Origin of the sequence: Pseudoalteromonas sp. SG43-3 (genome assembly GCF_014164385.1) — a bacterium.
GTDB lineage: Bacteria > Pseudomonadota > Gammaproteobacteria > Enterobacterales > Alteromonadaceae > Pseudoalteromonas > Pseudoalteromonas distincta.
Genome location: NZ_JACJFC010000017.1, coordinates 82,785 through 106,479 on the forward strand (window position 1 = coordinate 82,785; position 23,695 = coordinate 106,479).

Here is a 23,695-nt window from a genome sequence, read left to right on the forward strand (position 1 = left end):
ATAGTTACAAGACAGCTTATTTTGTACCAAGTAACTATCGAATTTCGGCAAAAGATTATTTATTAATCCAATTCAATTGGTTACACACGCAAAGCGGTGTTAACTTAAGCATAATGAAAGTGTAACGAAAAAGAGCATCCCCGATATGGCGCAGCAAAGTAGCTTCAGCGCACCACTAAAGAGCAAGGTGCAAACACACGATATAGACGAGCAAGCGCATAGCCTTACTCAATGGCAGCAAAAATACGATCAAATGAGCGACGGCAGCTTTTATGGTTGTATTGAAGAAACGGATTACGCCAATATTCATGTGTTTAAAGAATACACTGAGCGAGCGCTTCGTCAGCAATGTAACATAGCCCCTAATTCGGTTTGGCTCGGCATTCCTTGTCAGTCACAGCAAAGTAAAATTAATGGTTTAAGTGTGGCAAGTAATCAATTTATGTGCCGTACAAGTGATAACGACTTTGAGTTGATAACCCCTGAGCAATTTAATATTTATGGTTTGGTAATCGATTGGAACTCAATTGAATATATGGCGCAGCTCCAAGGCGTAACATTGAAAAACCTGGCATCTGCACAATCAGCTCGTTTATCGGTGAGCAACTCATCTTTGCAAACGGCAAGACAAATAATTAATAGCATGGTTGTAGGCAAGGGCTTTGGACTTAGAACCGAATCACAACAAGATATGCTAAACATGTTGGCACTACACTTATTACAAGCAGACAATACGCAGCAAAATATTGCGCCAAGTTATAAACACCGCAAAGCCGTAGTAGATAAAGTAAAAGATTACGTGGCCACAAATCCACAAAACCCAATAACCATAACCGAGCTGTGCGAGCTTTCCTTTGTAAGTAGGCGCACACTTCAGTATAGCTTTGAGAGTATTTTAGGAATTAACCCTTTGCGGTTTTTACGTTTAACACGCTTAAATAACGTAAGGCGAGAGCTAAAAAAACCAAACCAAGATAAGCCCATTTCAGTAATAGCAGCCAATTGGGGATTTTGGCACGCGGGACAATTTGCTAAAGATTACACGCAACTATTTGGTGAAAACCCATCACAAACAGTTAAAAATAATAGTTTTAAAGGTTAAAAACTACACTTCTAACGTGAGCACGTTTCTTCTACAGACCATACTTTAACTTGAGTTAAACACCTGTGGACGCGCAGCTTGCTGGCGTTTAAAAGCACCGCTTTTACATTTAGTCGGATGCATTAGTAAACAAGTAATTAAATCACCACCGAGAAGTGAAGGAGAAAACAAGGAGTAGTGACTAACCATTACTCGTGTTTTCTTTGTGTAGCGCACAGCGCCTCGGTGGTGAAATATCATCTAACTTAAAAAAATGGACTTTGTCTGCTCATTTACTCCTCTTTTTCTTCTCTTTATGCATTCATATTTTAAGGGCTGTTATTCACAAAGAGGTTTAGAGGCGCTGCGCTTTTAGAGGGTAGCTTGGAAGTTAAAATAATAAAGAACTAAAAGTAAAAGCGAGGTATAAAACCTCGCTTATTATATTCAAAAGCCCTATTTGATCGGTGCTAATTAAGCCGCGATTAAATAGGACTCTTGTCCTGAATGTTTGTTGCTACGTTTAAACGAGCCTTTGCCTTTTTTAGCTTTAACCACTTGTGGTTTAAATAATTTAGAGGTGACCATTGCCGCTAGTGCATTGTGGTTTATAACGCCTCGCCCTGTGTCTACCGCGCTGGTGTTTGCGGTTTTTGTTTTAGATTTTTTAGTCATATATTTCCTATCAACTAATGGTTATTTTAAGTTAAATAATAAAGAGGCTTTTATATTGGCCTATTTAAGAGATGGCGATTGTAGGCTTAATTTTCAACCGCGCAAGTATTTTTAACATCCATTTGGTAGTTTTTTAATAATAAAAAAGCATAAAAAAGCGCAGTTAATAACTGCGCTTAATATTACTTAGTTTGCTTTACTTTTTTGTAAGATAATTAAAAACTAAAGCTTACTTTTGCGTAGTACGTTCTGCCGTCAAAGCCGTATGGCAATGCGCGTACTGGGTATTTAAATGCGCCGTTGGTGATAAAATTAAGTACTTCGTCATCACCTAATTCATCTGGTGTTTCGTCAAATACGTTATCGGCACCTACCGAAAGCGCAAACATGTCATTAATTTGGTAACTAACATTTAAATCAACTAACACAGCAGACTCAACCGTACTTGTTGGTTTAAATGACCCCGTAGGCGAAAGCTCACCTGGTAATGAAATATGGTCGTTACCAAAGTATTTTACGTCTGTTTCACCAAAGTAGTTAAAGCGAATGGTTGATGTGTAGGCATCGCGTTCGTAGTCAAACGTAAGCGTTGCACGCTCACTTGGTTGTCCGTCGGTAAAAAAGCTGCGTTGTAAATCATCAAAAGCAACCGCTTCAGGAATACCGTCTTCTGCATTTACGCTGTCAATTTTAGTATCGTTTAGGTTACCTGCAAAGGTTACTCCTAAATTACCGCCTTCAACTTCAGTGCGGTACGATGCAATAATATCAACACCTTGCGTAGTAGAATCAACCGAGTTTGAGAAGTAGTTAGCTTGCACTGCACCAGTTGCTTGTAGCGCTGCAACCGCTTCAGAGCTAAACGATACATCGTCAGCCGAAAGTAAGCTGCCAAGTGTAATACGGTCTTCAATTTCTACGCGGTAAAAATCAACCGTTAACGAAAGCTCGCTTGTTACATCGTAAACAAAACCAGCACTGTAGTTTGTTGATGTTTCAAGCTCTAGGCTATCTACGCCTAACGCACTTGGGAAGGCTGTACCGGTGTTTGCCGTGAACGACTGCGTTAATGTACCGTCTGAGCCTAAGTTAGTTGTAAAGGCTGTATAACCACTTTGTTGAAGTGATGGCGCTCTAAAACCAGTAGACAGTGCACCACGTACTGCAAAGTCATCTGAAAATTCATAACGTGTTGCTAATTTACCAATTAAATCATCCCCAGCATCTGAGAAATCTTCATAGCGTAGCGCACCACTTACGTTCCATGCGTCGGTGATCATAGTTTCTACGTCTACATAAACTGCGTAGCTGTTACGGTCGCTATCGTTAGCCGCTTCAGGGCGAAGGCCGTTATAAGCTTGAAAACCACACTGTGCAAATTGATCCGGATCGTTTACTGATGGGTACGAAGTATCCATATTTGCTAACCCACACGCGTATGATGCTTCATCGCCAGGCACTATTTCGTAGTTTTCTTTACGGTATTCGGCGCCTACTGTTACATATAAAGGCTCACTACGGCCAATATCTACAATACCGTTTACATCAAGGTTAACCGTTGTTTGATCGAATCTAAAACCACCTGAGTAACCGCCAGTAGGGCCTGAGTTTGCTGCAATGTCGGCATCGCTTGCATCTGGGTTATTAAATAAATACTCAGCCGCGTAAGAAGCATTTAATGTATTGCGTGATGTAAAATCGTATTGGTTTTCACCATAAACAGCCGATACATCGTAAGTCCAGTCTGTGTTTATATCGCCTTTAAACCCAAGTGCTACTGAAATATCTTGTGCTTCGTTATATATGCGCGGTAAAAAACCATCGCTGTATACTTGTGTTACGTTTTTAGAGGCTTCGTTAAAGTTACGGTAAAAACCATTACCCAGCGCCGTGCGCTCAGAGTAGCCACCAAACGAGTAAAGCTCGCCGTCGCCCATTGGTAATGCCATGTTGTAAAATAACGACGTAAATTCACTTTCTGAGTTACCTTGGCCCCAGCGTACATCTTCACTTAGCGTACCTGGTTCAACATTAAGCGAACCCCCCGTATCGCGCTCTGCACGGTTAGTGCCGTCGGCATCACGGTACTCAAGCGATAGGTTAATAAAGCCGCCTTCGTTACCTAATTCAAAACCACGGTTTAAACCTGCTGAAATAGTGTCGCCGTCACCTTCACTTGTGCCGCCGTATTGTACAAAACCCGTTGTAATACCGGTTGAGTTATTAAGAGATAAGTTAATAACACCTGCAATAGCATCAGAGCCATACTGCGCTGCAGCGCCGTCGCGTAATACTTCAACGCCTTTAAGTGCTGTTAGCGGAATGGCATTCATATCAGTACCCGCAGCGCCTGCGCCTACTGTACCGTTAAGGCCAAAAATTGATTGGTTATGACGACGTTTACCATTTACTAATACAAGGGTTTGATCTGGTTGTAAGCCACGAAGTGTTGCGGGTCTAAATAAATCTGAACCGTCTGATACTTGTGTACGCGAAAAGTTAAATGAAGGCGCTGTCGCTTGAAGGCTTTGGCCTAATTCGGTAAAACCACCTTTAGTTAAATCATCCGCGTCAATTAAATCAATAGGAGAAGAAGACTCTGTAGAGGTACGGTTAGATACACGCGATCCTAATACAGATATTTGCTCTATGTTTTTAGCAGCTTGCACTGGTGCTTCTTCAGCGTTAACAATGCTTGGTGCGCTAAACGCTAAAGCAACGGCTACAGCAAGTGTGTTTAAACGGTATGTTGACATAGTGACGACCCTGTTTTTTGTATTCTTAATAATATGTGTGTGGTTATGATGCTCACAACCTGTTGCAAACATCCTAGCAACATATGCAAACAAAAAGAAATGAAAAAAACTAAATATTTGGTCTAAGTATGCAAATAAACTTCAAGATAAGAAAAAACCACATCAAATCGGTTAAAATACGTGCTAAGAAGGGATTAAACATCAAAAAACAGAATGTTTAACACTTTATTTACAATGTGGTTTTGTTCGTTATTTTACACTTTTAAAGGTAATAGGCAGCGAATGGTCGTACCTGTGCCTAATGTACTGTTAACTTCTACTTTTCCACCGTGATCGCTAACCATAGCGTATACAAGTGTCATACCCATACCGGTGCCTTTTCCGACTTCTTTTGTTGTGTAAAAAGGGTCAAACATATGTGCTATTGTGTCTTCATTCATGCCACAACCGTTATCTTTTATTTCAATACAAATATTTGTGTGTAGTTCAAAAATATTGACTTCAATAATGCAGCCTTTTTCTAAATCTAACTCGCAAGCTTGCCAAGCATTCATTAAAAGATTTACAAAAATCTGATTAATTGACGATAAATTGCACCAAATGAGTGGTAGGGGTTCAAACCGCGTTTTTATTTCGCATAATTTAAGTTTGCTACTCAATAACCTTAAAGCATTATTAGCACCCGTTGTTACATCGGCTAATTGTTTATCTTGAGAAGAGGTGGGGTGGGCAAAGTTTAATAAGTCATGCACTATTTGTTTTATACGTTTAAGTCCTTCAACGCTGTCGTTAATTTGCCCCTGCAAATTGTTATAAATCCACGCGTACGGATACTGTAAATTGAGTATGTCGATTTCGTGTTTAAAACGGCTCTCTTTAATTTCGTTATTTAAATATTGTTCGTTAAGTTTCAGCAGCGCTACCAGTAAAGGGCTTGCGTTTTGTAGGCTCTCTACGTTACTCATTGCATAGGCAAGCGGGGTATTTATTTCGTGGGCAACGCCTGCACTAAGTGTACCTAAAGTCGCCATTTTTTCGGTTTGCACAAACAGCATTTGTTGGTGTTCTAAGTCGGCTACTTTTTTTTGTAGTTCATTATTTATGGCAACTAAAACGCTACTTTTATCTTTGAGTAATTGCTCTGCAGCTAAGCGCAGCTTTTGTTCGTTTAAAAAAGCACGTTCAAAATTACCATCTGATCCATCCATTCCCTTCATCCATATAGATAACTTTATACTTAACGTTTAGTCGTCTGTATGCAAATTTGCAACTTTAGTGCAGCCAAGGCCTAATATTATGCATAAGTAATTATCTACTTATTGCTAATAACTCCATTATGTAAATACCACTTAATATAAAAGGTAGGCACAAACACACCATAGAGTATTTTTTTAAGCTATTATTTAACCAGAAGTAATTTAAAGGCGACTCAATGACTCAAGTAACACCAAGCACACCAATAAATCAGGTTGATGTACTTTGCATTGATGATGATGAAATAGTACTACGCACGTTAACAAGACTACTTGAAGTAAATGGCCTGTCGGTTATTGTTTGCGATAACCCGCAAAGTGCACTAACGCTTTTTAAAAATCATGAGTTTGGTTTAATTATTAGCGATATGCGTATGCCGGTAATGAACGGTGCCGAGTTTTTAGAAAAAGCGCGTGCGCTGGCACCCGACACCCAACGCATTTTATTAACCGGCTACGCCGACATACAAACCACCTTAGCGGCTGTTAACCAAGGCCAAATAAATGGTTATATTCAAAAGCCTTGGCAAAACGATTTATTACTTCGTAGCATTAGAGATAGCCTAGAAAAATTTGCACTAAAAAAACAAAATCAAAAATTAGAGGCACAAGTTAAAGCGCAAAACCAAGAGTTGCTAGAGCTTAATAACTCGCTTGAACAACGAGTAGAAAAACGCACCTTACAAATCAAACAGGTTTTAAAAAAGCTTGAAGACGCCAACGAGCGCGAAAAACAAGAGCATAAATCGACCGTAGAGCTGCTATATAATTTTGTTAACGCAAACCCTTACCTAGATGGTAACAAAGCACAAAATATTGCTAATACCTGTACACAAATAGCACTTTATTTAAACTTGTCGCAAAAAAGCATTGATCTTGCCCCTATGGCTGGTTACTTGGCGCAAATAGGCTTGCTTGCTATGGATCCTGATCTTTATAAAAAACCAGTTAACCGCTTAAACGAGCAACAACGCAAAACCTTTTATACTCATCCAAGTACTGCACAATTAATGTTAATGCCAGCAATACATTTACATGACTTGTCGGATGCTATTTATTATCAGTTTGAGCGCTTTAACGGAAACGGAATGCCCAAAGGCCTTGCCGGAAACGACATACCAATAGGCGCTATGGTGCTAGGTTTAGCGCGCGACTATTGGGACGCGTTTGAGCAGAGCAATGCAAGTGATGAAAAGCAGCGCCACGATGACGCACTCGAAAGTGTAAAACTTTATAGTGGATCGTTTTACCATCCTAAAATTGTACGTGCACTTGAAGCAAGCCATGCAAAACTACATGAACAAAAAAGTTCAGCAGGATCAGTGCTAATTTGTAACGCCCATGAACTCAAAGAGCAAATGGTACTGGGCCATGCTCTACACAGCCATACGGGCATAATGTTGCTGCCTAAGGGTCATGTATTTGGCAGTAAATCGATAGAAAAACTCCAACAGCTAGAATCGAAAAAACCAACTCCGTTCAGAATAATGGTGAAAACTGCTAAATGATTGATCTAAACCGCAGTTTTTTTCGTTACAATGTGTATAAAATAGATTATTGAATTTGCTTGAAGGAGCACTCTGTGTCGCGATTTTCTGCGGTTACTGACAACCCCCATGATGGGCGTTTTAACCAAAAAACGGGAATACTGCTAACTAACCTAGGCAGCCCTGATGCACCAACAGCGGCTGCGCTTCGTACATATTTACGCGAATTTTTATCAGATCCACGCATTGTAGAAATACCACGCTTGGTATGGATGATAATTTTACATGGCATTATTTTGCGTGTGCGCCCTAAGCGTTCGGCTAAATTATACGAGAGTATATGGACCGAAAACGGCTCACCACTTACCCACATTACTCGCCAGCAAAGTGTAAAGTTAAATACTTTATTAAAAGAGCAAGGTTATACCAATACTGAAGTAGTAATGGCAATGCGTTATGGCAACCCTTCAATAGAGGCAGGCCTTGAAGAGCTTCGTGATAAAGGCTTAACGCGTATAATTATTTTACCAATGTACCCGCAATATTCTAGCCCAACTACGGGTTCTACGTTTGATGCTGTATCGAGCGTACTGCGTAAATGGCGCTGGGTGCCAGAGCTTCATTTTATAAATGGCTATCATAAAAACACCCGTTACATTGAGTCGCTTGCTAATAGTATTAGTGAGGATTTAGAAGCGAATGGTATGCCACAAAAAATTGTTTTTTCGTATCACGGTATGCCTAAATTGTTTTTAGATCGCGGCGATCCGTACCATTGCCTATGTTTACAAACCACGCGTTTAGTTGTCGAAAAACTAGGCCTTGATAAAGACAAAGTAATTAGTACTTTTCAAAGTCGATTTGGTAAAGCAGAGTGGTTAAAGCCTTATACCGACGCAACTCTTGCAGCCTTACCTGATGAAGGTATTACCGATGTAGCTATTATAAGTCCTGCTTTTAGCGCCGACTGCCTAGAAACACTTGAAGAGCTAGAAGGTGAAAACCGTGAAATATTCGAAAACGCAGGCGGCGAAAAATACCGTTACATAGCGGCACTAAACGACAGAGACGACCATATAGAAGCTGTGTTTGATGTTATAAAACCTATGTTGTAACCAAAGCTTACTAAAGCTAAATATATTACGCATTAAGCGGTGTTAAAATTAACACCGCTTTTTTGTTTTTAATGCTTTTAAAATATTTAGTTAATTAATTCACAAAGAGGTTAAGAGGCGCTGCGCTTTTAGAGTGAGTGATAAAACATAACAATACTGTTTTTGTTTCGGGGTTTTTGGCTTCCCCTTTTACTTCTCATTGTGCAAATAAAAGCTTTTAAAGAGCTAATTATTCACAAAGAGGTTAAGAGGCGCTGCGCTTTTAGAGTAGTGATACATATTGGCTGATCTGGTTTTTCTCAGTTATTACTGATTACCTTATCTTTGTGAAAGAAATTACTTATATTTTTAATAATAATTAAAATAAATAAAAATGTACGTTTGAGGGGAGGCAATACCTAAGCTACAGCAATTAAACACTATCGCTTAAAGTATAAATCAATCGCTTTTGTGAGGAGCTCGTCGAGTTGTTCTTCAAATTCTTCAATATTAATATCAAAGTGCTTTAAGTAAGCCCGAGCCTGAGCAAGTGATAAATTACGGCTGTTAACGCTGTATTGTCGCTCGTCTATGGTTTTATCGTAACGTGGTAAAAATACAAATTGGCCATAAAAGGGGGATTTAATATGCTTGTTTGCAAAACGACAAAAATCTTCAACATGCTCAGCACCCTTAGGTCCAAGGCAACCTGGCTCAATGCGATACATTAAGCGAATTTTTTTGTCGTCATTTATTTGCATTTAAAGCCTTTATCTAAAAAACAGTACGCGTACTATTTTCCCATCTTTAATTTGGTAGCTCGAAATAAGTTCTGAGCGTTTATCAACTACGTTTTCGTCAGTTGAACAAGTTTCTGAAAGTTCGTGATCAATCACTATATCACCGTGCACTATGCGCTTAATTGGTGATGAGTGAATACACTTTAACTTTTTAAACATTAGCCCATAACGTTCTATTAGTTTTTCTTTACCTTTAAATAATAGCTCATTAGGGAAAATATAAAACTCAACATCTTCGGCATATACACGAAGAAACTCTTCAATGTTACGTGCGTTATATGCTTTAACTAGCTGCTCTACCACAGCAAGTGATTCGCGCGATTGTTTAGCTTTAGTTTGCTGCTTAACTGTAAGTGCTTCTTTTGCTTGCGTTACTGCTTTTTCAGCTTCGGCTACAGCCACTGCTTTTTCTATTTTATTTTTAGGCTTTTCAGCAGGTTTAATTTGCTCGTTACCTAATACTTTTGAATCGTCTGGTTTAGTCGCATCAATTGTTGGCTTTTTAAGCTCTGGCGCTTTGTATTCAAGCGTATTTACTTTGTCGTCAGTGTTGGTTTGAGTTACTGATTGCTCATTTTCAACTTTTGGCTTTTCAACGCTTGTTTGAGCTTCAACTTGCGGCTCTTTTTGCTCAGACTCGCTTTGCTCTGCGGCATAAGTAATTAGCGCAACGGTAGTGACTAATGAGGCTAAAATAATAGATAACGGTTTCATAACTTTCCTAAAATGAACACTAAATACGTGTAATACCAATTACATTAAATAGGCGATCTATTATAGCGTTAAAAAATAGCGCAATAACAACGCGAAAATTGTGACATATAGATGTTCTATATGAATAACTTTTAACGCAGTTAGTGAGTTATTTAATGCGATAGAATGATCATATTTTTGATAAAATTAGTATAAGGGTGCAACATAGCAAATTTTAACGTTATCGGGTAGTTAATACCACCACTGAAGCCTACCAGTACTGCTCTACCGTAATATTGCCGGGGTTTTTACGGCGGTTACGCGTAAAGTTTTTATCGAGAAGTAGCGCGGTTGTGTCTTTTACCATTTGTGGATTTCCGCAAATCATAAATTGTGCATTACTGGGCTTTGGGTTTAACTTTACATGTTCAAACAAGCGGTTGCTCTCAATTGCGTTAGTAATTCGCCCACTTAAGCCTTGTAATGGCTCCTCTCTACTTACAACCGGAATATAGTTAAGTTGTGCTGGGTACACTCTTGATAGCTCGTTAATAAGTGCCTGATAGCTTAAGTCGTTATTAAAACGTACGCCATGCACTAAATTTATATTTTTGTATTTTTTCCATACATCGGGCTGTTGTAATATCGATAAAAAAGGCCCTATGGCAGTGCCAGTCCCTAACATCCAAAGCTGATCACTTTGTGGTATTTCATCAAGGGTAAAAAAGCCGGTTGCGTGTTGTTCTATTAATACTGTGTCGCCAGGTTGTAAGGTAGCTAAACGAGGAGAGAGCAAACCGTCAATTACGTTAATAAGATAAAATTCGAGATCGGGGTTTTCAGGGGCATTCACATATGAATAAGCCCGAGCAATACGTTTGTCGCCATCCATTATTGAAAGCTTTGTAAATTGGCCAGCTTTAAACGGCTCTACGTTTGCATTAACGGTTAAGCTAAAGAGTGTTTCGCTCCACCACGTGACATTTTTTACTGTTGCTTCAACCCAATTAGACATAGTTACCTCTTGGTTTAGCTATTAAAGTTTTAAATAATTCACTCCATCAACATTAGCATTAAGTGACAAAGACTTACAGGAGAATATGACTAGATTTAAAGCAGTGATGTGTGCAGTAATTACCAATATAATAATGTGAATAATTAGCTCTGCGATAAGAGTCATTAATTGCATAAGAGAAAGCGATGCTGCAGTAACTAAGAAAAATAAAGTCAAAAAAACAGTGTTTTTTATTTTATCACTTACTTTAAAAGCGCTGCGTCTTATATCACCATTAGTGAACTATTTACTTGAAAAACTATTGCACTAGGAGAAGCCAAAGAGGAGTAAATGAGAAGAGCCAAGCAAGAAAACGAGTATTTTATCACTGACTCTAAAAGCGTAGCGTCTCTTAACCTCTTAGTGAATTATTTATTTAAGCCTTTATTAATTAATTTTATAGTTAAACTCAAATTCCACACATAAAAAAACGGCGCTAAATTTAGCACCGTTTTTATAAGCAATCAGAAAGAGTTTACGCTTTTTTCTCTTCACAACTTGCTAGGTATTCGTCAAACGTACCTTGGAAGTCGATTACTTTTTTATCTTTAATATCAATGATACGTGTAGCTAATGACGAAACAAACTCACGGTCATGGCTTACAAAAATAAGCGTACCTTGGAAATCTTTTAACGCGTTATTAAGCGCTTCAATGGCTTCCATATCCATGTGGTTAGTTGGTTCGTCCATAACAAGCACGTTAACGTCTTGCATCATTAACTTACCAAATAACAGGCGGTTTTTTTCACCACCAGAACAGTTACGCGCTTTTTTGTTTGAATCGTCTGCTGTAAACAACAAACGGCCTAACATGCCACGAACCATTAAATCGTTGTGCTTAGCTGTACGCCATTGCGACATCCAATCAAACAACGTTAAATCGTTATCAAAATCTTTAGTGCTGTCTTGCGGGCAATAACCAAAGCTCGCATTTTCAGACCATTTAATTTCGCCTTCATTACTTTTAAGCTCGTCTACTAAACAGCGTAAAAATGTAGTTTTACCCACACCATTTTCGCCAATTACAGCAAGCTTAGCGCCAGCTTCAAGTAAAAAGTCGCCGCCGCTAAATAACGTTTCGCCATCAAAACCATGGCCAAGCTTATTAACTTCAAGCGCCTGACGATACATTTTTTTACCTTCGTCAAACGAAAGCGATGGGCTCATACGGCTTGAAGATTTAACTTCATCAAGCTTAATTTTATCCATTTTTTTAGCGCGCGAACTTGCTTGCTTAGCTTTTGAAGCGTTAGCACCAAAACGGTTAACAAAGTCTTGTAGCTCGTCAATTTCAGCGCTCTTTTTAGCATTTTCAGCTAAAAGTTGCTCGCGTTGTAAGCCCGCAGCTTCTAAAAATTTCTCATAGTTACCAGGGTAAATACGCAGCTCACCGTAATCAATATCGGCCATGTGCGTACATACCGAGTTTAAAAAGTGACGGTCATGCGAAATAATAATCATCGTACATTTACGTTTGTTAAGCTCGTTAGCAAGCCACGTAATTGTATGAATATCCAAGTTATTGGTAGGCTCATCAAGTAGCAAAATGTCAGGGTTTGCAAATAACGCCTGTGCTAAAAGCACACGTAGTTTCCAACCTGGGGCAACGTTTGCCATTAAACCGTAATGAAATTCTTTATCGATACCCGCTTCAAGCAAAATTTCTTCAGCGCGGCTTTCTGCTGTGTAACCGTCCATTTCAGCAAATACACTTTCAAGATCGGCAACTTTCATACCGTCTTCTTCGCTCATTTCTGGTAACGAGTAAATACGTTCGCGTTCTTGCTTTACTTTCCAAAGCTCCACGTCGCCCATAATTACCGCGTCTACAACGCTGTATTGCTCAAAAGCAAACTGGTCTTGGCTTAGGTTACCTACTTTTAACCCTGGAGTAATAGATACATTACCCGCACTTGGAACAAGCGCACCGCTTAAAATTTTCATGAAAGTCGACTTGCCGCAGCCGTTAGCGCCAATTAAACCGTAACGGTTACCGTTACCAAATTTAGCTGAAATGTTTTCAAACAACGGCTCTGCGCCAAACTGCATCGTAATATTTGCGGTGGAGATCAAAAAAGGTAATCCTAGATTAGTACTGACAGGAGTACGCTGCAGCAAAACGCCACAAACAAGAACCAGACAATAGGGTAAATTAGCTGGCGAATTATACAGATCAGCCACAACGAATGAAAGATAAAAGGCAGCTAATTTATAACCAAGTAAAAATAACGGCAATTCTCGGTTTTAGGTCACTATTTTTAACGTATGTAGTGTTGAATGTACTTACAGCCACAATGTAAATAATTACTAATGCCAAGCAATATTAAAGAGGGGGCGCCAAATAGCTAAGTTATTAGCTATGTTTTAATGCATAGGTTGGTAAATTGACTTTATCGCCGCCTCGTTTTTGGTAATTAACTGATTAACAGTCGTCACGTCATCAAGTGTTAGCGACTCCTTGCTTAGCATAAAATGCACATTGTTAACGTTAATCGGTGTAATAGTTTTTACCTGCGAAATTGAGGAGTGTTTTTTTACAAAGTACTGCGCAACCACGGAGTCTTCAATAACATAGTCGATTCGTTTTTTATCTAACATGCTAAATCGATTATTTGCTTGAGCAGTAAGCACGACCTGTTTTGAATATTTGGTTTTGAGTTGTTCAAGCTCATCACCAAAAAAGCTTCCTCGGTTAATACCTGCTGTAAAATCTTGACTAAAAAGATCAGCTAAGCTGGTTACATCAGGCGAGTCTTTATGTTTATAAAGATGCATAACTTCTTCGCGGTAGGGCAAACTAAAGTGCGCATATTGTGCGCGTTTTTTTGTGTAACTTGCCGCGTAGGTCATATCTACTCGGCCATTTTTAAGCTCAGCTTGAACACGCGAAAAACTCGGAAAATAAGTCCATGTAATACAAAATTTTGAATCTTTAAAAATAGCGTTTACAGCATCCACTTCTGCGCCTAAAAATGTATCACCTTGCTTAACAAGGTAAGGCGGCCAATTAGTTTCGTTAGTGCCCATTACCAATGTTTTTGAACACGCAAGGGCGTTAAACTGAGTAAATAGCAGTGTTGTAAATGTTAAAAATAAAGTTTTCATTACACTCCTTAAATTAGTGTTCAAACAACGCTTTAAGTGCTGTTTTATTTTTGTTTATATATTCATTAATTACTGCAAGCTCAGTAACCGACACCGTTTGTTTGCTAAACATTAAATAAATATCGTCTTTATTTACATGCTCAATATTGGTTACTAATTTGATATTTGAGCCTTTTTTGGCAAAATAAGCCCCCACTAACTCGTCTTCAATAGCAAAATCAATACGTTGTTTATTAAGCATTTCAAAGCGTTTACTGGTTGCACTGGTGTATTCAATCTGCTTTTTATATTTAGTTTTATATTGCTCAAACTCCTCACCGTAATAGCTTCCAAAGTTAGCGCCAACAATAAAGCCTTGTTTAAAAATGTCTTCGAGGTTTTTAACACTATGCTGATTATTTTTGTTTTCGTATAAGCGCATAACCTCAGTTCGGTAGTTATCACTAAAGTGCACATATTTAGCGCGTTCATCTGTATAACTTGCAGCCCACTCCAAATCAATACGGCCGTATTTAAGCTCAATAAAAGCCCGCTTAGAATTTGGCAGTAACTTAACTTCAAAACAAAAAGGGGAGTCAGCAAATATAATGTTAAGCGCATCAACCTCCAAGCCTTGCAGCTTACCGTTAATGCCCATTACATAAGGCGGCCAAAAAGCATCGTGCGATGCTACGCTAAAGGTTCTTTCACAAGCAAATACATTAAATGGAGCCGTAAACAGCAAACATAAAAATACAGTAATTAATTTATTCATTGCGCCTCATAGTTATTATTTTTGCTTATTATTACAACAGTATAAACCAGCTTTTGTATTTTAGCGGCGCGGGATTGTTTAAAGATGTAAATAGCTCGTAAAAAATGTGCTTGAGGATAAAGTAATCGAGCTATAGTTGCTGATCACTTAATTTAAAAAATTGCATTTTCTCTGTGAATTTAACAGTAATATTATTGGTATGTTGATATTTTAGAGCTAAAGCTTTTAGTTAAAGGTGAGCTTATGTCTCGTTGGGGAGAGTCAAAGAATAGCGAGTGTAGAATAGTTGCCTTTTTGATTTTAAGTTCATAGCTAGCCTGAGAGGGCGCCGTTTCATTAAGTTTAAAATTGCTACAAATGCAAGCTCCCCATATTCGCCATCCTTGGCGTAGTTAAAGCTTAACTTACATCTCTGTATGTAATTACTCATTAATTTTTTGGATATGATTACGGGGAGATAGAGGGCTTTAACTTTGTTATATAAAACTAAGTGTTTTTTAGGAAATTAAAAAACTAAATCTCCAATACTCTTTGCGTTCCTGAAGCTTTTAGAGCCTTGCATTACGTGGTAAGCCCACGCCTTTGTATTTTCTTGAGTATTTTGTTCTGGATATAACATTTGCAAAGTCATTTCTGTTGCCAATGTAGTATCCCCAAGCCAAGTTACTTTATCTAAAGAGAGGGTTCCATCTAATTCAATTGGCTCATTGTTATAGCGATTGCCGCTTTCAACAGATATAAAAAAAGCCATTCTAGCTAAAATATTAGGTGTTACCTTTGTTCGCCCCTTTAAACGCCTTAAAAACTCATCAGTTTCTTTAGTTAATTTCATTCCTCTATTAGGCAAAATCATACAGCACCTACCTTGTCTTCATCCCAAAAATAACCAGTAGTTACAGAAGATGTTTTTGTAATTTGATCAAAACTAATATCATATTTACGAGAAATAGAATCTTTCATTTGCTTTATATATTGCTCATTTATTTCAGTGTCGGTAGAAAGAATAATTACCTGCTCAGAAGCTTTAGGAAAATAGTGCTGAACAAGTTTATCTCGATGGTTTGAATCCAACCTACCCAAAGGAGTATCGATTACTACAGGAAGTTTTTTACCTGAAATTGCAGCTAATGCATCAAGCATTGCAATAGCGAAAATTTGTTTCTCACCTGCAGAAAGACCATTTTTATCAATGTTATTACCAAAGTTATCTAACAAAATCACATTATAACTTTGAGGGTCAATACTAATACTAATCTTAAGATCTTCTTTTCTATTGAGTTCTTTATAAGATTTTATAAACTTGGTTTCAATTTCTATAAGTTTTAATTTAGCCAGTTCAGTCGCAAACTCATCTAATAATGTAATAGTTCGACTAGCTCTAATAGCCGAGTCTTCCTCGCCAAATGCCGTTTTCATTTCTTTTTGAAGTTTAACTAATTTACTTGTTAAATCCTGCGCACTTTTAAAGAGTGTTTTAGCTTCAAGTAGTATATTTTTATAATCTTTAACAAAGGTGTTTTTTTCTTTTTCTAAAAGTCTTAATTTATCAAAAGATTGTTGTAGCTGCTCTTGCTCTGGGGCTCTAGCTATATTAATTGAGGCGTTTTCAATTATATTTTGTAGTCCCACTAACTCGAGTTTTAAAGCATTGGCATTTTTTAAAGAACTAAGTGCACGTTGAGTAACTTGTGCATGAAGCAATGCACTTTGTTGCTCACTTAAATCAAACGTTATTAAATCATCTTCCGGTTTACTGTATTCACTAGCAGCGCTTAAAAGCTGATCTTTGTAATCAAAAAATTGTTTTGAGTTATGCTGTTCTAAAAATGAATTAAGCTGGTTTTTAAAAGCAACTTTCTTAGCCGCATCGTGAGTTTTAGCTATTTCATTAAGGAGGGTCATCAGTGTTTTTTGAGCCAAACTAAGAGCATAATCGCCTTCTAATTCTTGTTGTAACCGGCTTTCAAGTACAGCCTTGTTCTGAATGTTTATATCTATAGATTTTATTGTAGCTTCACGACTCGATGCCCAAGCTCCACCACCAGATAGCAGATCTTGTTCTGCAGACGTTATTTTACGGTTCAGTTCAGTAATACTATTGAATACTAAATCAGCTTGACTTCGTTTTAGCAAAGCCTGCGCAAGTAACTCATCTTTTTCAGATTCTAATGCATGGTACTGTTCTTTAAGTTTTTCTTCACTTGCCGCTATACCTGTTTTTCGCAGATAGATTCTTAAGTCTTCTTTTAAACGAGTTACTATATCTAACCCAAGTAAGCGTTTTACTGCATGTTGTAAAATTGCTCCGGAATTATCTTCGGCAAGTTCGGCTATTTTTTCACCATCAAAAAAAACGAGGTCGGCAATGCCTGCTGGTATTAATTCAAGTAAAAAAGCCTGAGCCTGTTCGTAATTAAGCTCAAATTTTTCAATATCATTTTCAACAATAACGAGTTCGTCAATGGAACCGTATTGCCAATGTCTTTTCACGCAATAGTTGTAGCAAATACCTTGTCTTACATAATTAAATTCAAGCTCTAAAGATGCTCGCTTATTATCAGTTTTACCATCGCTATTATTAATAAGTTTTTGTAATTCATTTATAAAAGCAGGATTTGAAAGTGAGTCAGAAAAGGCTTGCCTACCTAATAAAACAAATCGTATTGCAGTTAAAATGCTTGTTTTACCTGCCCCATTTAAACCACCAAAAAGTATGATCGGTTTATTTTTTTCAGGTCTTAAATTAATTTCATGCTTACCTGCAAACACTCTAAAATTATTTAAACTTAGCTTCGTAATAATCATTGTTTATAAATCACTGTTTATTAGTGAGTCAATTCCGTCTAACTCAGCTTGAATTTCATTTATATCTTGCAATAGTGAGTACTGTAGAGTTTTTTCTGATTCACGTTTTTGTTTTGCAGCATCTACATTCCCCCAATCTTGACGCAGTATTTTATCTAAACGATTAAATATACCTTGGCGCTTGCCTAGTCCCGACAAACTAAGCTCTAAATCAATTAACTTTTTAACTAATTCGGCATCAATTTGATGAACTTTCGCCATATGGTTAATCATTTCAGATTCAACATTAGTAAATGTATTACCGTCATCCTCTAAAAACTCAACGGGTCCGTTAGGATATACACGCTTATAAATTTTAGGTAAGTCATCAGCCCAGTCAGGAGTTAAAGGATCATTTCGCCATTGAGTGCGTATTTCATGAAGCTCATCTTCCGTAATTAACGAAACATCTCTGCCTTGCTCATTAATTTCCTTCTCCATCGTTAATAGATGCTCTAACCACTCTTTTCTGAGGTGTAGAAAGTAAGGCCCGTGAATAAACTCAATATCTTTTTCTTCTTGCATACCGTGCTTTACACTTACTTTACCGTCGCGTCTGCGGTTTTGACGATACAACCCTTTTACACTGGGTTCAGTAGTAGAATGCAAAAAATTTCTAAAAGAAGCTAAAGGTTGCAACCAAGTTTCACCATTTGCGATAAGCCCATCAATTGCTTTATCTTTAGTAACTACAGTGCAGCTCCAACAGCCAAAGCGAGATTTGCCGCAACCTGGGGACGAGGCCGTTTCCACCAAAGGACATTCACCACTGGTCGAATTTGTACTGTCGTAAAGCTCTACTAAAGCAATATTAGATGTACCCCAAGGCGTTTCCCAAGGACCTAGTTCTGCATATTGTCCTGGAGCAATTTGTTGCCCGAGTAAATGCCAAACTTCCTGAACTTGCCAATCTTTTATTGGCGCATACCTACGGTAATGCGGGTCAGTTTCATCAAAGTACTCTTTACCAGAATGATATTTTTCTAATATATCTTCGCGGTTTTTACTTTCTTGAGAGCGAGAACCAATAACTACAATAGGAGCTTGGTCTGCACTAAATTCAGTTTTAGCAAAATCTTTAAATGGATTTAGCTTTATTTTTTCAGTACACCAGCGATTTAGCTTTAAATTAGGCGCAGGATATCCACGCCCAAGTAAGCGAGACCAAAAAGTATCGCTGGCTTTAGGGGTAATAACGCGAGTTTCTATTGGTAAATCTGTAATACTCGCTGCGCGTTGTAGTGTGTTTATAGCATTTAGCGCTTTTTGCAGATAAATAGGTACTTCTGCCAAAGTGTCGCAAAACACAACGTAAACTTTATTAGTTCGTTGCTCAGGGCGCAAACCAAGTAGAGCTAAATATACAAGCGTTAATATAGCTGTAGAATCTTTACCACCACTAAAAGCAACAACCCAAGGCTGGTTTTCACGCATATATAAATATTGGATCTCTGCAAGTTGCTCCTTTAAAGGACGGTCAGCAAAGATTTGGTCGTTAATAAAGTCCATGTAGTCATGGATATCGTCGTAATTTTGAAATTCAAACATGTTTTTTAGCAAATTCTTCTTCTAGTTTTTTATCATCACCTTCGAGTTGTAAATCAAGAGCCTGCCTTAAAATATTCGCAGTGAGTTTGATATTACTAGAAGCCTTAGATAGTTTACCGTGGTGCAATGCTCTATTGTCCCATATCGGGTTGCTCTTTCGCCAATCTATTTTGTTTAACTTTTGCAGAACATGTTGCCAATCTCTAGGGTGCTGTGCGATTAATGATTTACCCATCCGGCCTAACGCATGCAAACCAATGCCATGAGCATGAATATACTCTTGCCTAAAATTAGCAGGCGAAAGCTCTTTATTATGCACTTGTTGCCATTCTGCTATAACGCCAAAACAAGCTTGCCAAAAGCTAACAGCTACTTGTAAATCGCCATCTTCAAAATGTGACTTTGCCGTTTTGCTGAGTAGGATTTGGCTTGCTTGTTTAATACTACTTAATGTGAATAACTTGGCACTTTTAGGAGAAACAGTCGATTGCTCCATCTCAGTAAAGCCCACAAAAGGTTTTATTTCTGTTGCTAGGTAACGTGCTACTCCCGCAGACGAATCCCTAAAATCATACAAAGCACTAATAGAAGGGCTCGGCTTCACTGCATATTTATTTAAGTCAGCAAACATTTGTTGGCTGCGCTTTAAGCCCTCATCAACAAAAAAAAGTACTGATATATTATCTTGCCCCAACTCCGGCATTTCTTTTAATGCCTCTTCAATGGCTGCGCGGCGATGTTGCCCATCATTAATCAATATTTCAGCATCCATAGGTACTTGTAATACACCTAAATCATGAGCCCCATCATGAGGAATAAACCGTACTTCCGTACCAACTGATGCGGTAAGTGACGAAAATACATACTCCTTAGGGTTATCAACTAAATAACGTACCATTTCAGGGAGGCGTGTCCGATTTAAAGTACGTTGTGCCCGTAGTTCTGCAGGCACTTCCTCTTCATCAAATAAAAATATTTTAGGAATAATTCTAAGTGGGCAAGTAGCAATGTAAAAAGGGCGACCTGCTTGTTGCCCTCTTACTGCTGGAAATGAATAGCAATATTTGTTTTCAAACATAATTAATTCTAGTTTGTTATTTTTAGCAAAGTGTAACATTTTAAATGATAACTTATAATCATTTGTTTGTTAAAAATAACAAAGCTTTTTCTTGTTCAGTTTGCATTAACTTTTTATTTTGATGTTTGTTCCTTTTTCGACTTTGAATTATTTATAGTTATGATTTAATGAAAAAAAATTAAATGGATTTGAAAATAATGGTCAAAAACAATAGTATTTTATTAGATTTAGAAATGACGACTGATGTTATCAACTTAAATTACAACCAAGTATTCCAAACTGAGGCTAGAGAGGCGATTTTTAAAAAAATTGCAGATCAGCTCAAACAACAAAATGCTACTAATCAGCACAATTATACTGATAATAATTATAACGACTTGTTCTATGATCGCCATCATAATGCAATTACTATTAGTGGCCCTAGAGGCAGTGGCAAGTCGACTTTCCTCAGGCATATTCTTACATGTCTATATAACTATAAAATAGTAAATGCAACCGAAGAACAAAAAAATGAAATACCTCAAGGGTTAGAGGTTCTAAAAATTATTGACCCCACACTTATTTCATCTAAAGAGCATGTGTTAATTATTTTAATATCACAGATTAGAGATGCAGTATCTAAATATTCTAAAAGTTGCTCTGATAATGATTATCAAACTTATGAACAAACACTTAAAGAATTAGCTGGGGGTTTATGTCAGATTGACGGAATTGGTTCTTCTGCATACGGTGACGAATGGGAAGATAAGACATACATCTTAGAGAAAGGCTTAGAAAAAGCTTCCGAGGGAAGAAACTTAGAGAGAAATCTAAATAAATTTGTAAATGCTGCGTTAGCAGCTATTGATAAAAAAGCTTTTGTTATTACATTTGACGATATCGATACTAAATTTGAGAAAGGTTGGCCAGTCTTAGAAACAATTCGTAAATATTTAACGAGTTCAAAGTTTATTATCTTAATATCAGGCGATATTGAGCTTTATTCAACTTTAGTCCGCGGTGCGCAATTTAAGTCTCTAGGTGAGCACGTTACAAACTTTGATAGGCCCTCTCGAAACTTCCATAGTGATGACTCCTTGGGCTCTTATGGAGATGATCAAGTAATCCGTAAAGCTAGTGAGCTTGAAGAGCAATACATGATGAAGGTATTAAAGCCTGAAAATAGAGTTAACATGCTAACATTGCATCAGAAAGCTTCAAGAGTTGACAACTATTCTACCAATATACTTTTAATCCCATCATTTAAAAATAAAGAAAGTAGTATTTTATTGGATGAATTTCTGAATGAATATATTTTTCAATGCTACGGAATAAGTCATAAAAAAGAGCAAGAGAAATTTAGAAAAGGAATCTTAAGCTTACCTATCAGGACACTTCTACAATTTTTGAAGGCTATTAGTGATCATTTTGAGGTTAAAAAATGCCTGAATTCTGATAATAAGAGCAGCATGAATGTTACCTCTACAGCTCTAGATAGCTTTACATCGGCAATAATAAATATTTTTGGTTTATCATTTAGCAGGTCTAGTTTGAAGTTATCTGACTTAACTACTTCCGAGTTTTCACTTGTTAAAATGGCAGAAACCTTTTGGAAATGGGCTATAGAAGAGAATGTTTGGAAAGAGTTCGATCGCATGAACCTTGTGCAGGATAACGATATCCTCAATTCAAGAATGATCGTTTTCTTTACTCTTATAGCTAAACATATCAAGTTTAACCCCAGTAGTGGACTTTCGTTAATGATCTACACTGCGATGCCAAAACATATCGCTTTGTTTAGACAGCCTTCTGATACTAAAACTCTTAGAAAAATAGATATTCTAGACTATGTGGGTATTTCCGAAAAAAATACGAATATATTTGAGAGTACTAAAAAAGGACTGTTAGCTCAGTTAGTTAGTGGTGGGAACCTTAGAGACATGGGGTTGTATTTAGTTCCTAGGTATAAAAAAATTGGTTTAGTTTTTGAATTTAACCTAGCACGTTTTTATAACTTTGAAAAAATTGATTTAGCCATGATTGCTATTGATAAAGCAAAAGATTCCAAACAGAAAAAAGAAATTAGAGAGACTTTAAAAGTTGATTATCATCGAGCTATTAATGAGTTTGATGATTTTGATAATGCAGGGGTAATGAAAGGCTGGTTAAGAGAAATAAAAAAAGTTTATGATGAAAATACAGACTTAAGTAATGAAGTTATTGGGATTATTTATAATACTATCGAGTCTGTAGAGGAAACATACGATCTCGGCTATTTAATTAACTTAGCTTGCATAAGCACTAAAGGTTATAGAGTTGGTCACGAAACTAATTTTGTATCATCAATTAGTTATCTGTCAGCAATTTTTGATTTATTAAATAAAGATTTTGAGGACTCTGATAAATTAGAGAATTCAATTAAAACTCTATGCGCACAGGAAAAATATTTACTTCCTACATGGTTCAAGGAAGGGGAACGCTCACGAGGTGATGAAGATGAAACAGACACAGAAAAAGTTTCAGTAACTCAGAAAATTCCAGATTATGAAGGTAAATTCTTCTCTCGCTTAAATGTGTGGTTAAAGGTCGTAAAGAAAAACTGGCACAAACTAAATATATCAGGATCTCAGCTGGTGAATGTATTCGAGCAGCTAATGGATAATTTGGAAGATGTTAACAAAGCTGAGCCGGCATTAGGTCAATTATTGCATATGCAGGTTGTTTCATTTCTACAACATGCCTTAGTAAGTGATGCACTTAAAGCTGGTAATTTTAAACTAACCTCAAGGGCTATAAGCTCATCTGAAATCGAATTTCATAAAAATTATTTGAAATTTATTTCACCCGAATTTTCAAACTATGAACCTAACGAAAAAGAAGCGAATAAAACCAAAGCTAAATACGACAGGATGATCGACTTCCATCGTTCTATGGTTGTTAATGATAGCCCGACATTATTTAGTATCATTCTGTCTTGTCCGTTAATTGGATTACTTTTAAAAACCAGTTCATCAAGTAGTGACCCAAAGTATTGGGATTGGTTAAGAGCACATAGTAGTTATTATTTAACTATTTGTGAGGATGAAAAACTCGAATTTTTTTACGATGATGATAACAACACTTTTGATAAAGATTTAATTGAGTTAAATAAAATTAAGAGTGTTTCAGATAATCTTGATGAATATGAGGCCCTTCTTAAAAAGTATTACCCAGATTATATTAGTAGGATTAATGATTATCTAGCTGATTTAAATGTATCTGGATTTATTAAAGATACAAAACTTGATTTTAGTAATCTTTACGATCTATTTAATTCAATACCGATAACGGATAACGACAAACATAAATACAAAAATAAAAGCGTTGGTGTAGAGCTGAATTTAAAATCAGAAAATGATTCAAAAGCAGTTGCTCCCCTTAAAACAGATGATATCTCTGAGCCAGACAATATTCCTAAAACAGACGATACCCTTGAAACAGATGATACTTCTGA

General features: G+C 37.2%; 17 protein-coding genes. 4 read left to right on the forward strand and 13 right to left on the reverse strand.

All coding sequences use genetic code 11. The annotated features are described in order from the left end of the window. Window positions 1–145: 145 nt before the first annotated feature. Window positions 146–1,102 carry a helix-turn-helix domain-containing protein gene (locus tag H5157_RS15430; protein ID WP_024594889.1) on the forward strand — a complete coding sequence of 319 codons (957 nt, stop codon included), beginning with the start codon at window positions 146–148 and terminating at the stop codon, window positions 1,100–1,102. Between the two features lie 453 nt (window positions 1,103–1,555). On the opposite strand, the gene arfA is transcribed toward H5157_RS15430, so the two are convergent. The 3 genes from arfA to H5157_RS15445 all read right to left on the reverse strand — a co-directional run bounded on the left by arfA (window position 1,556) and on the right by H5157_RS15445 (window position 5,720). Continuing rightward, window positions 1,556–1,756 carry a ribosome alternative rescue factor ArfA gene (gene arfA / locus H5157_RS15435; protein WP_182695274.1) on the reverse strand — a complete coding sequence of 67 codons (201 nt, stop codon included), beginning with the start codon at window positions 1,754–1,756 and terminating at the stop codon, window positions 1,556–1,558. A 215-nt stretch (window positions 1,757–1,971) separates the two neighbouring features. After that, window positions 1,972–4,512, reverse strand: coding sequence for a TonB-dependent siderophore receptor (locus H5157_RS15440; RefSeq protein WP_182725022.1), 2,541 nt, complete (start codon window positions 4,510–4,512; stop codon window positions 1,972–1,974). A gap of 254 nt (window positions 4,513–4,766) precedes the next feature. Next, window positions 4,767–5,720: a sensor histidine kinase gene (locus H5157_RS15445; RefSeq protein WP_182693303.1), complete on the reverse strand. Its 954-nt coding sequence runs from the start codon at window positions 5,718–5,720 to the stop codon at window positions 4,767–4,769. A 224-nt stretch (window positions 5,721–5,944) separates the two neighbouring features. Here H5157_RS15445 and H5157_RS15450 point away from each other — a divergent pair, with 224 nt between their 5' ends. Together H5157_RS15450 and hemH are read left to right on the forward strand one after the other, a co-directional pair. After that, complete coding sequence (locus H5157_RS15450) at window positions 5,945–7,273, forward strand: HD domain-containing phosphohydrolase (protein WP_182725023.1); 1,329 nt, start codon at window positions 5,945–5,947, stop codon at window positions 7,271–7,273. 74 nt (window positions 7,274–7,347) lie between these two features. Next, window positions 7,348–8,367 (forward strand): ferrochelatase, encoded by a 1,020-nt coding sequence (hemH, locus tag H5157_RS15455; RefSeq protein ID WP_024597461.1) that lies wholly within the window; start codon window positions 7,348–7,350, stop codon window positions 8,365–8,367. Window positions 8,368–8,786: 419 nt separating this feature from the next. On the opposite strand, the gene H5157_RS15460 is transcribed toward hemH, so the two are convergent. From H5157_RS15460 to dndB, 10 genes are all read right to left on the reverse strand, one after another. Beyond that, window positions 8,787–9,107 (reverse strand): hypothetical protein, encoded by a 321-nt coding sequence (locus H5157_RS15460; RefSeq protein ID WP_076924937.1) that lies wholly within the window; start codon window positions 9,105–9,107, stop codon window positions 8,787–8,789. Window positions 9,108–9,116: 9 nt separating this feature from the next. Further along, a complete protein-coding gene (locus H5157_RS15465; protein WP_182695270.1) occupies window positions 9,117–9,860 on the reverse strand; it encodes a nuclear transport factor 2 family protein in 744 nt (247 codons plus the stop codon). Window positions 9,861–10,110: 250 nt separating this feature from the next. Then, window positions 10,111–10,854, reverse strand: a complete 744-nt coding sequence (locus H5157_RS15470; RefSeq protein ID WP_182725024.1) for a ferredoxin--NADP reductase — start codon at window positions 10,852–10,854, stop codon at window positions 10,111–10,113. A gap of 514 nt (window positions 10,855–11,368) precedes the next feature. Beyond that, the gene (locus tag H5157_RS15475) at window positions 11,369–12,967 is read right to left on the reverse strand and encodes an ABC-F family ATPase (protein ID WP_076914907.1); all 1,599 of its coding nucleotides are present in this window, start codon (window positions 12,965–12,967) and stop codon (window positions 11,369–11,371) included. A gap of 291 nt (window positions 12,968–13,258) precedes the next feature. Beyond that, window positions 13,259–13,999 carry an ABC transporter substrate-binding protein gene (locus tag H5157_RS15480; RefSeq protein ID WP_182725025.1) on the reverse strand — a complete coding sequence of 247 codons (741 nt, stop codon included), beginning with the start codon at window positions 13,997–13,999 and terminating at the stop codon, window positions 13,259–13,261. Between the two features lie 13 nt (window positions 14,000–14,012). Further along, on the reverse strand, window positions 14,013–14,753 hold the full coding sequence (locus H5157_RS15485; protein WP_182720979.1) for an ABC transporter substrate-binding protein: 741 nt from the start codon (window positions 14,751–14,753) through the stop codon (window positions 14,013–14,015). A gap of 505 nt (window positions 14,754–15,258) precedes the next feature. Beyond that, window positions 15,259–15,606, reverse strand: a complete 348-nt coding sequence (dndE, locus tag H5157_RS15490) for a DNA sulfur modification protein DndE (protein WP_138585514.1) — start codon at window positions 15,604–15,606, stop codon at window positions 15,259–15,261. Continuing rightward, entirely contained in the window at window positions 15,603–17,558 is a 1,956-nt protein-coding gene (dndD, locus tag H5157_RS15495) for a DNA sulfur modification protein DndD (protein ID WP_182725026.1), read from the reverse strand. Before dndD ends, dndE begins: the two co-directional genes overlap by 4 nt. A 3-nt stretch (window positions 17,559–17,561) precedes the next feature. After that, on the reverse strand, window positions 17,562–19,145 hold the full coding sequence (gene dndC, locus H5157_RS15500) for a DNA phosphorothioation system sulfurtransferase DndC (protein WP_182725027.1): 1,584 nt from the start codon (window positions 19,143–19,145) through the stop codon (window positions 17,562–17,564). Beyond that, complete coding sequence (gene dndB, locus H5157_RS15505; protein ID WP_182725028.1) at window positions 19,138–20,223, reverse strand: DNA sulfur modification protein DndB; 1,086 nt, start codon at window positions 20,221–20,223, stop codon at window positions 19,138–19,140. The genes dndC and dndB overlap by 8 nt, the downstream gene beginning before the upstream one ends. Before the next feature lie 182 nt (window positions 20,224–20,405). Here dndB and H5157_RS15510 point away from each other — a divergent pair. After that, window positions 20,406–23,695: hypothetical protein (locus tag H5157_RS15510; protein WP_220496873.1), on the forward strand; the 3,290-nt coding region annotated here is incomplete at its 3' end.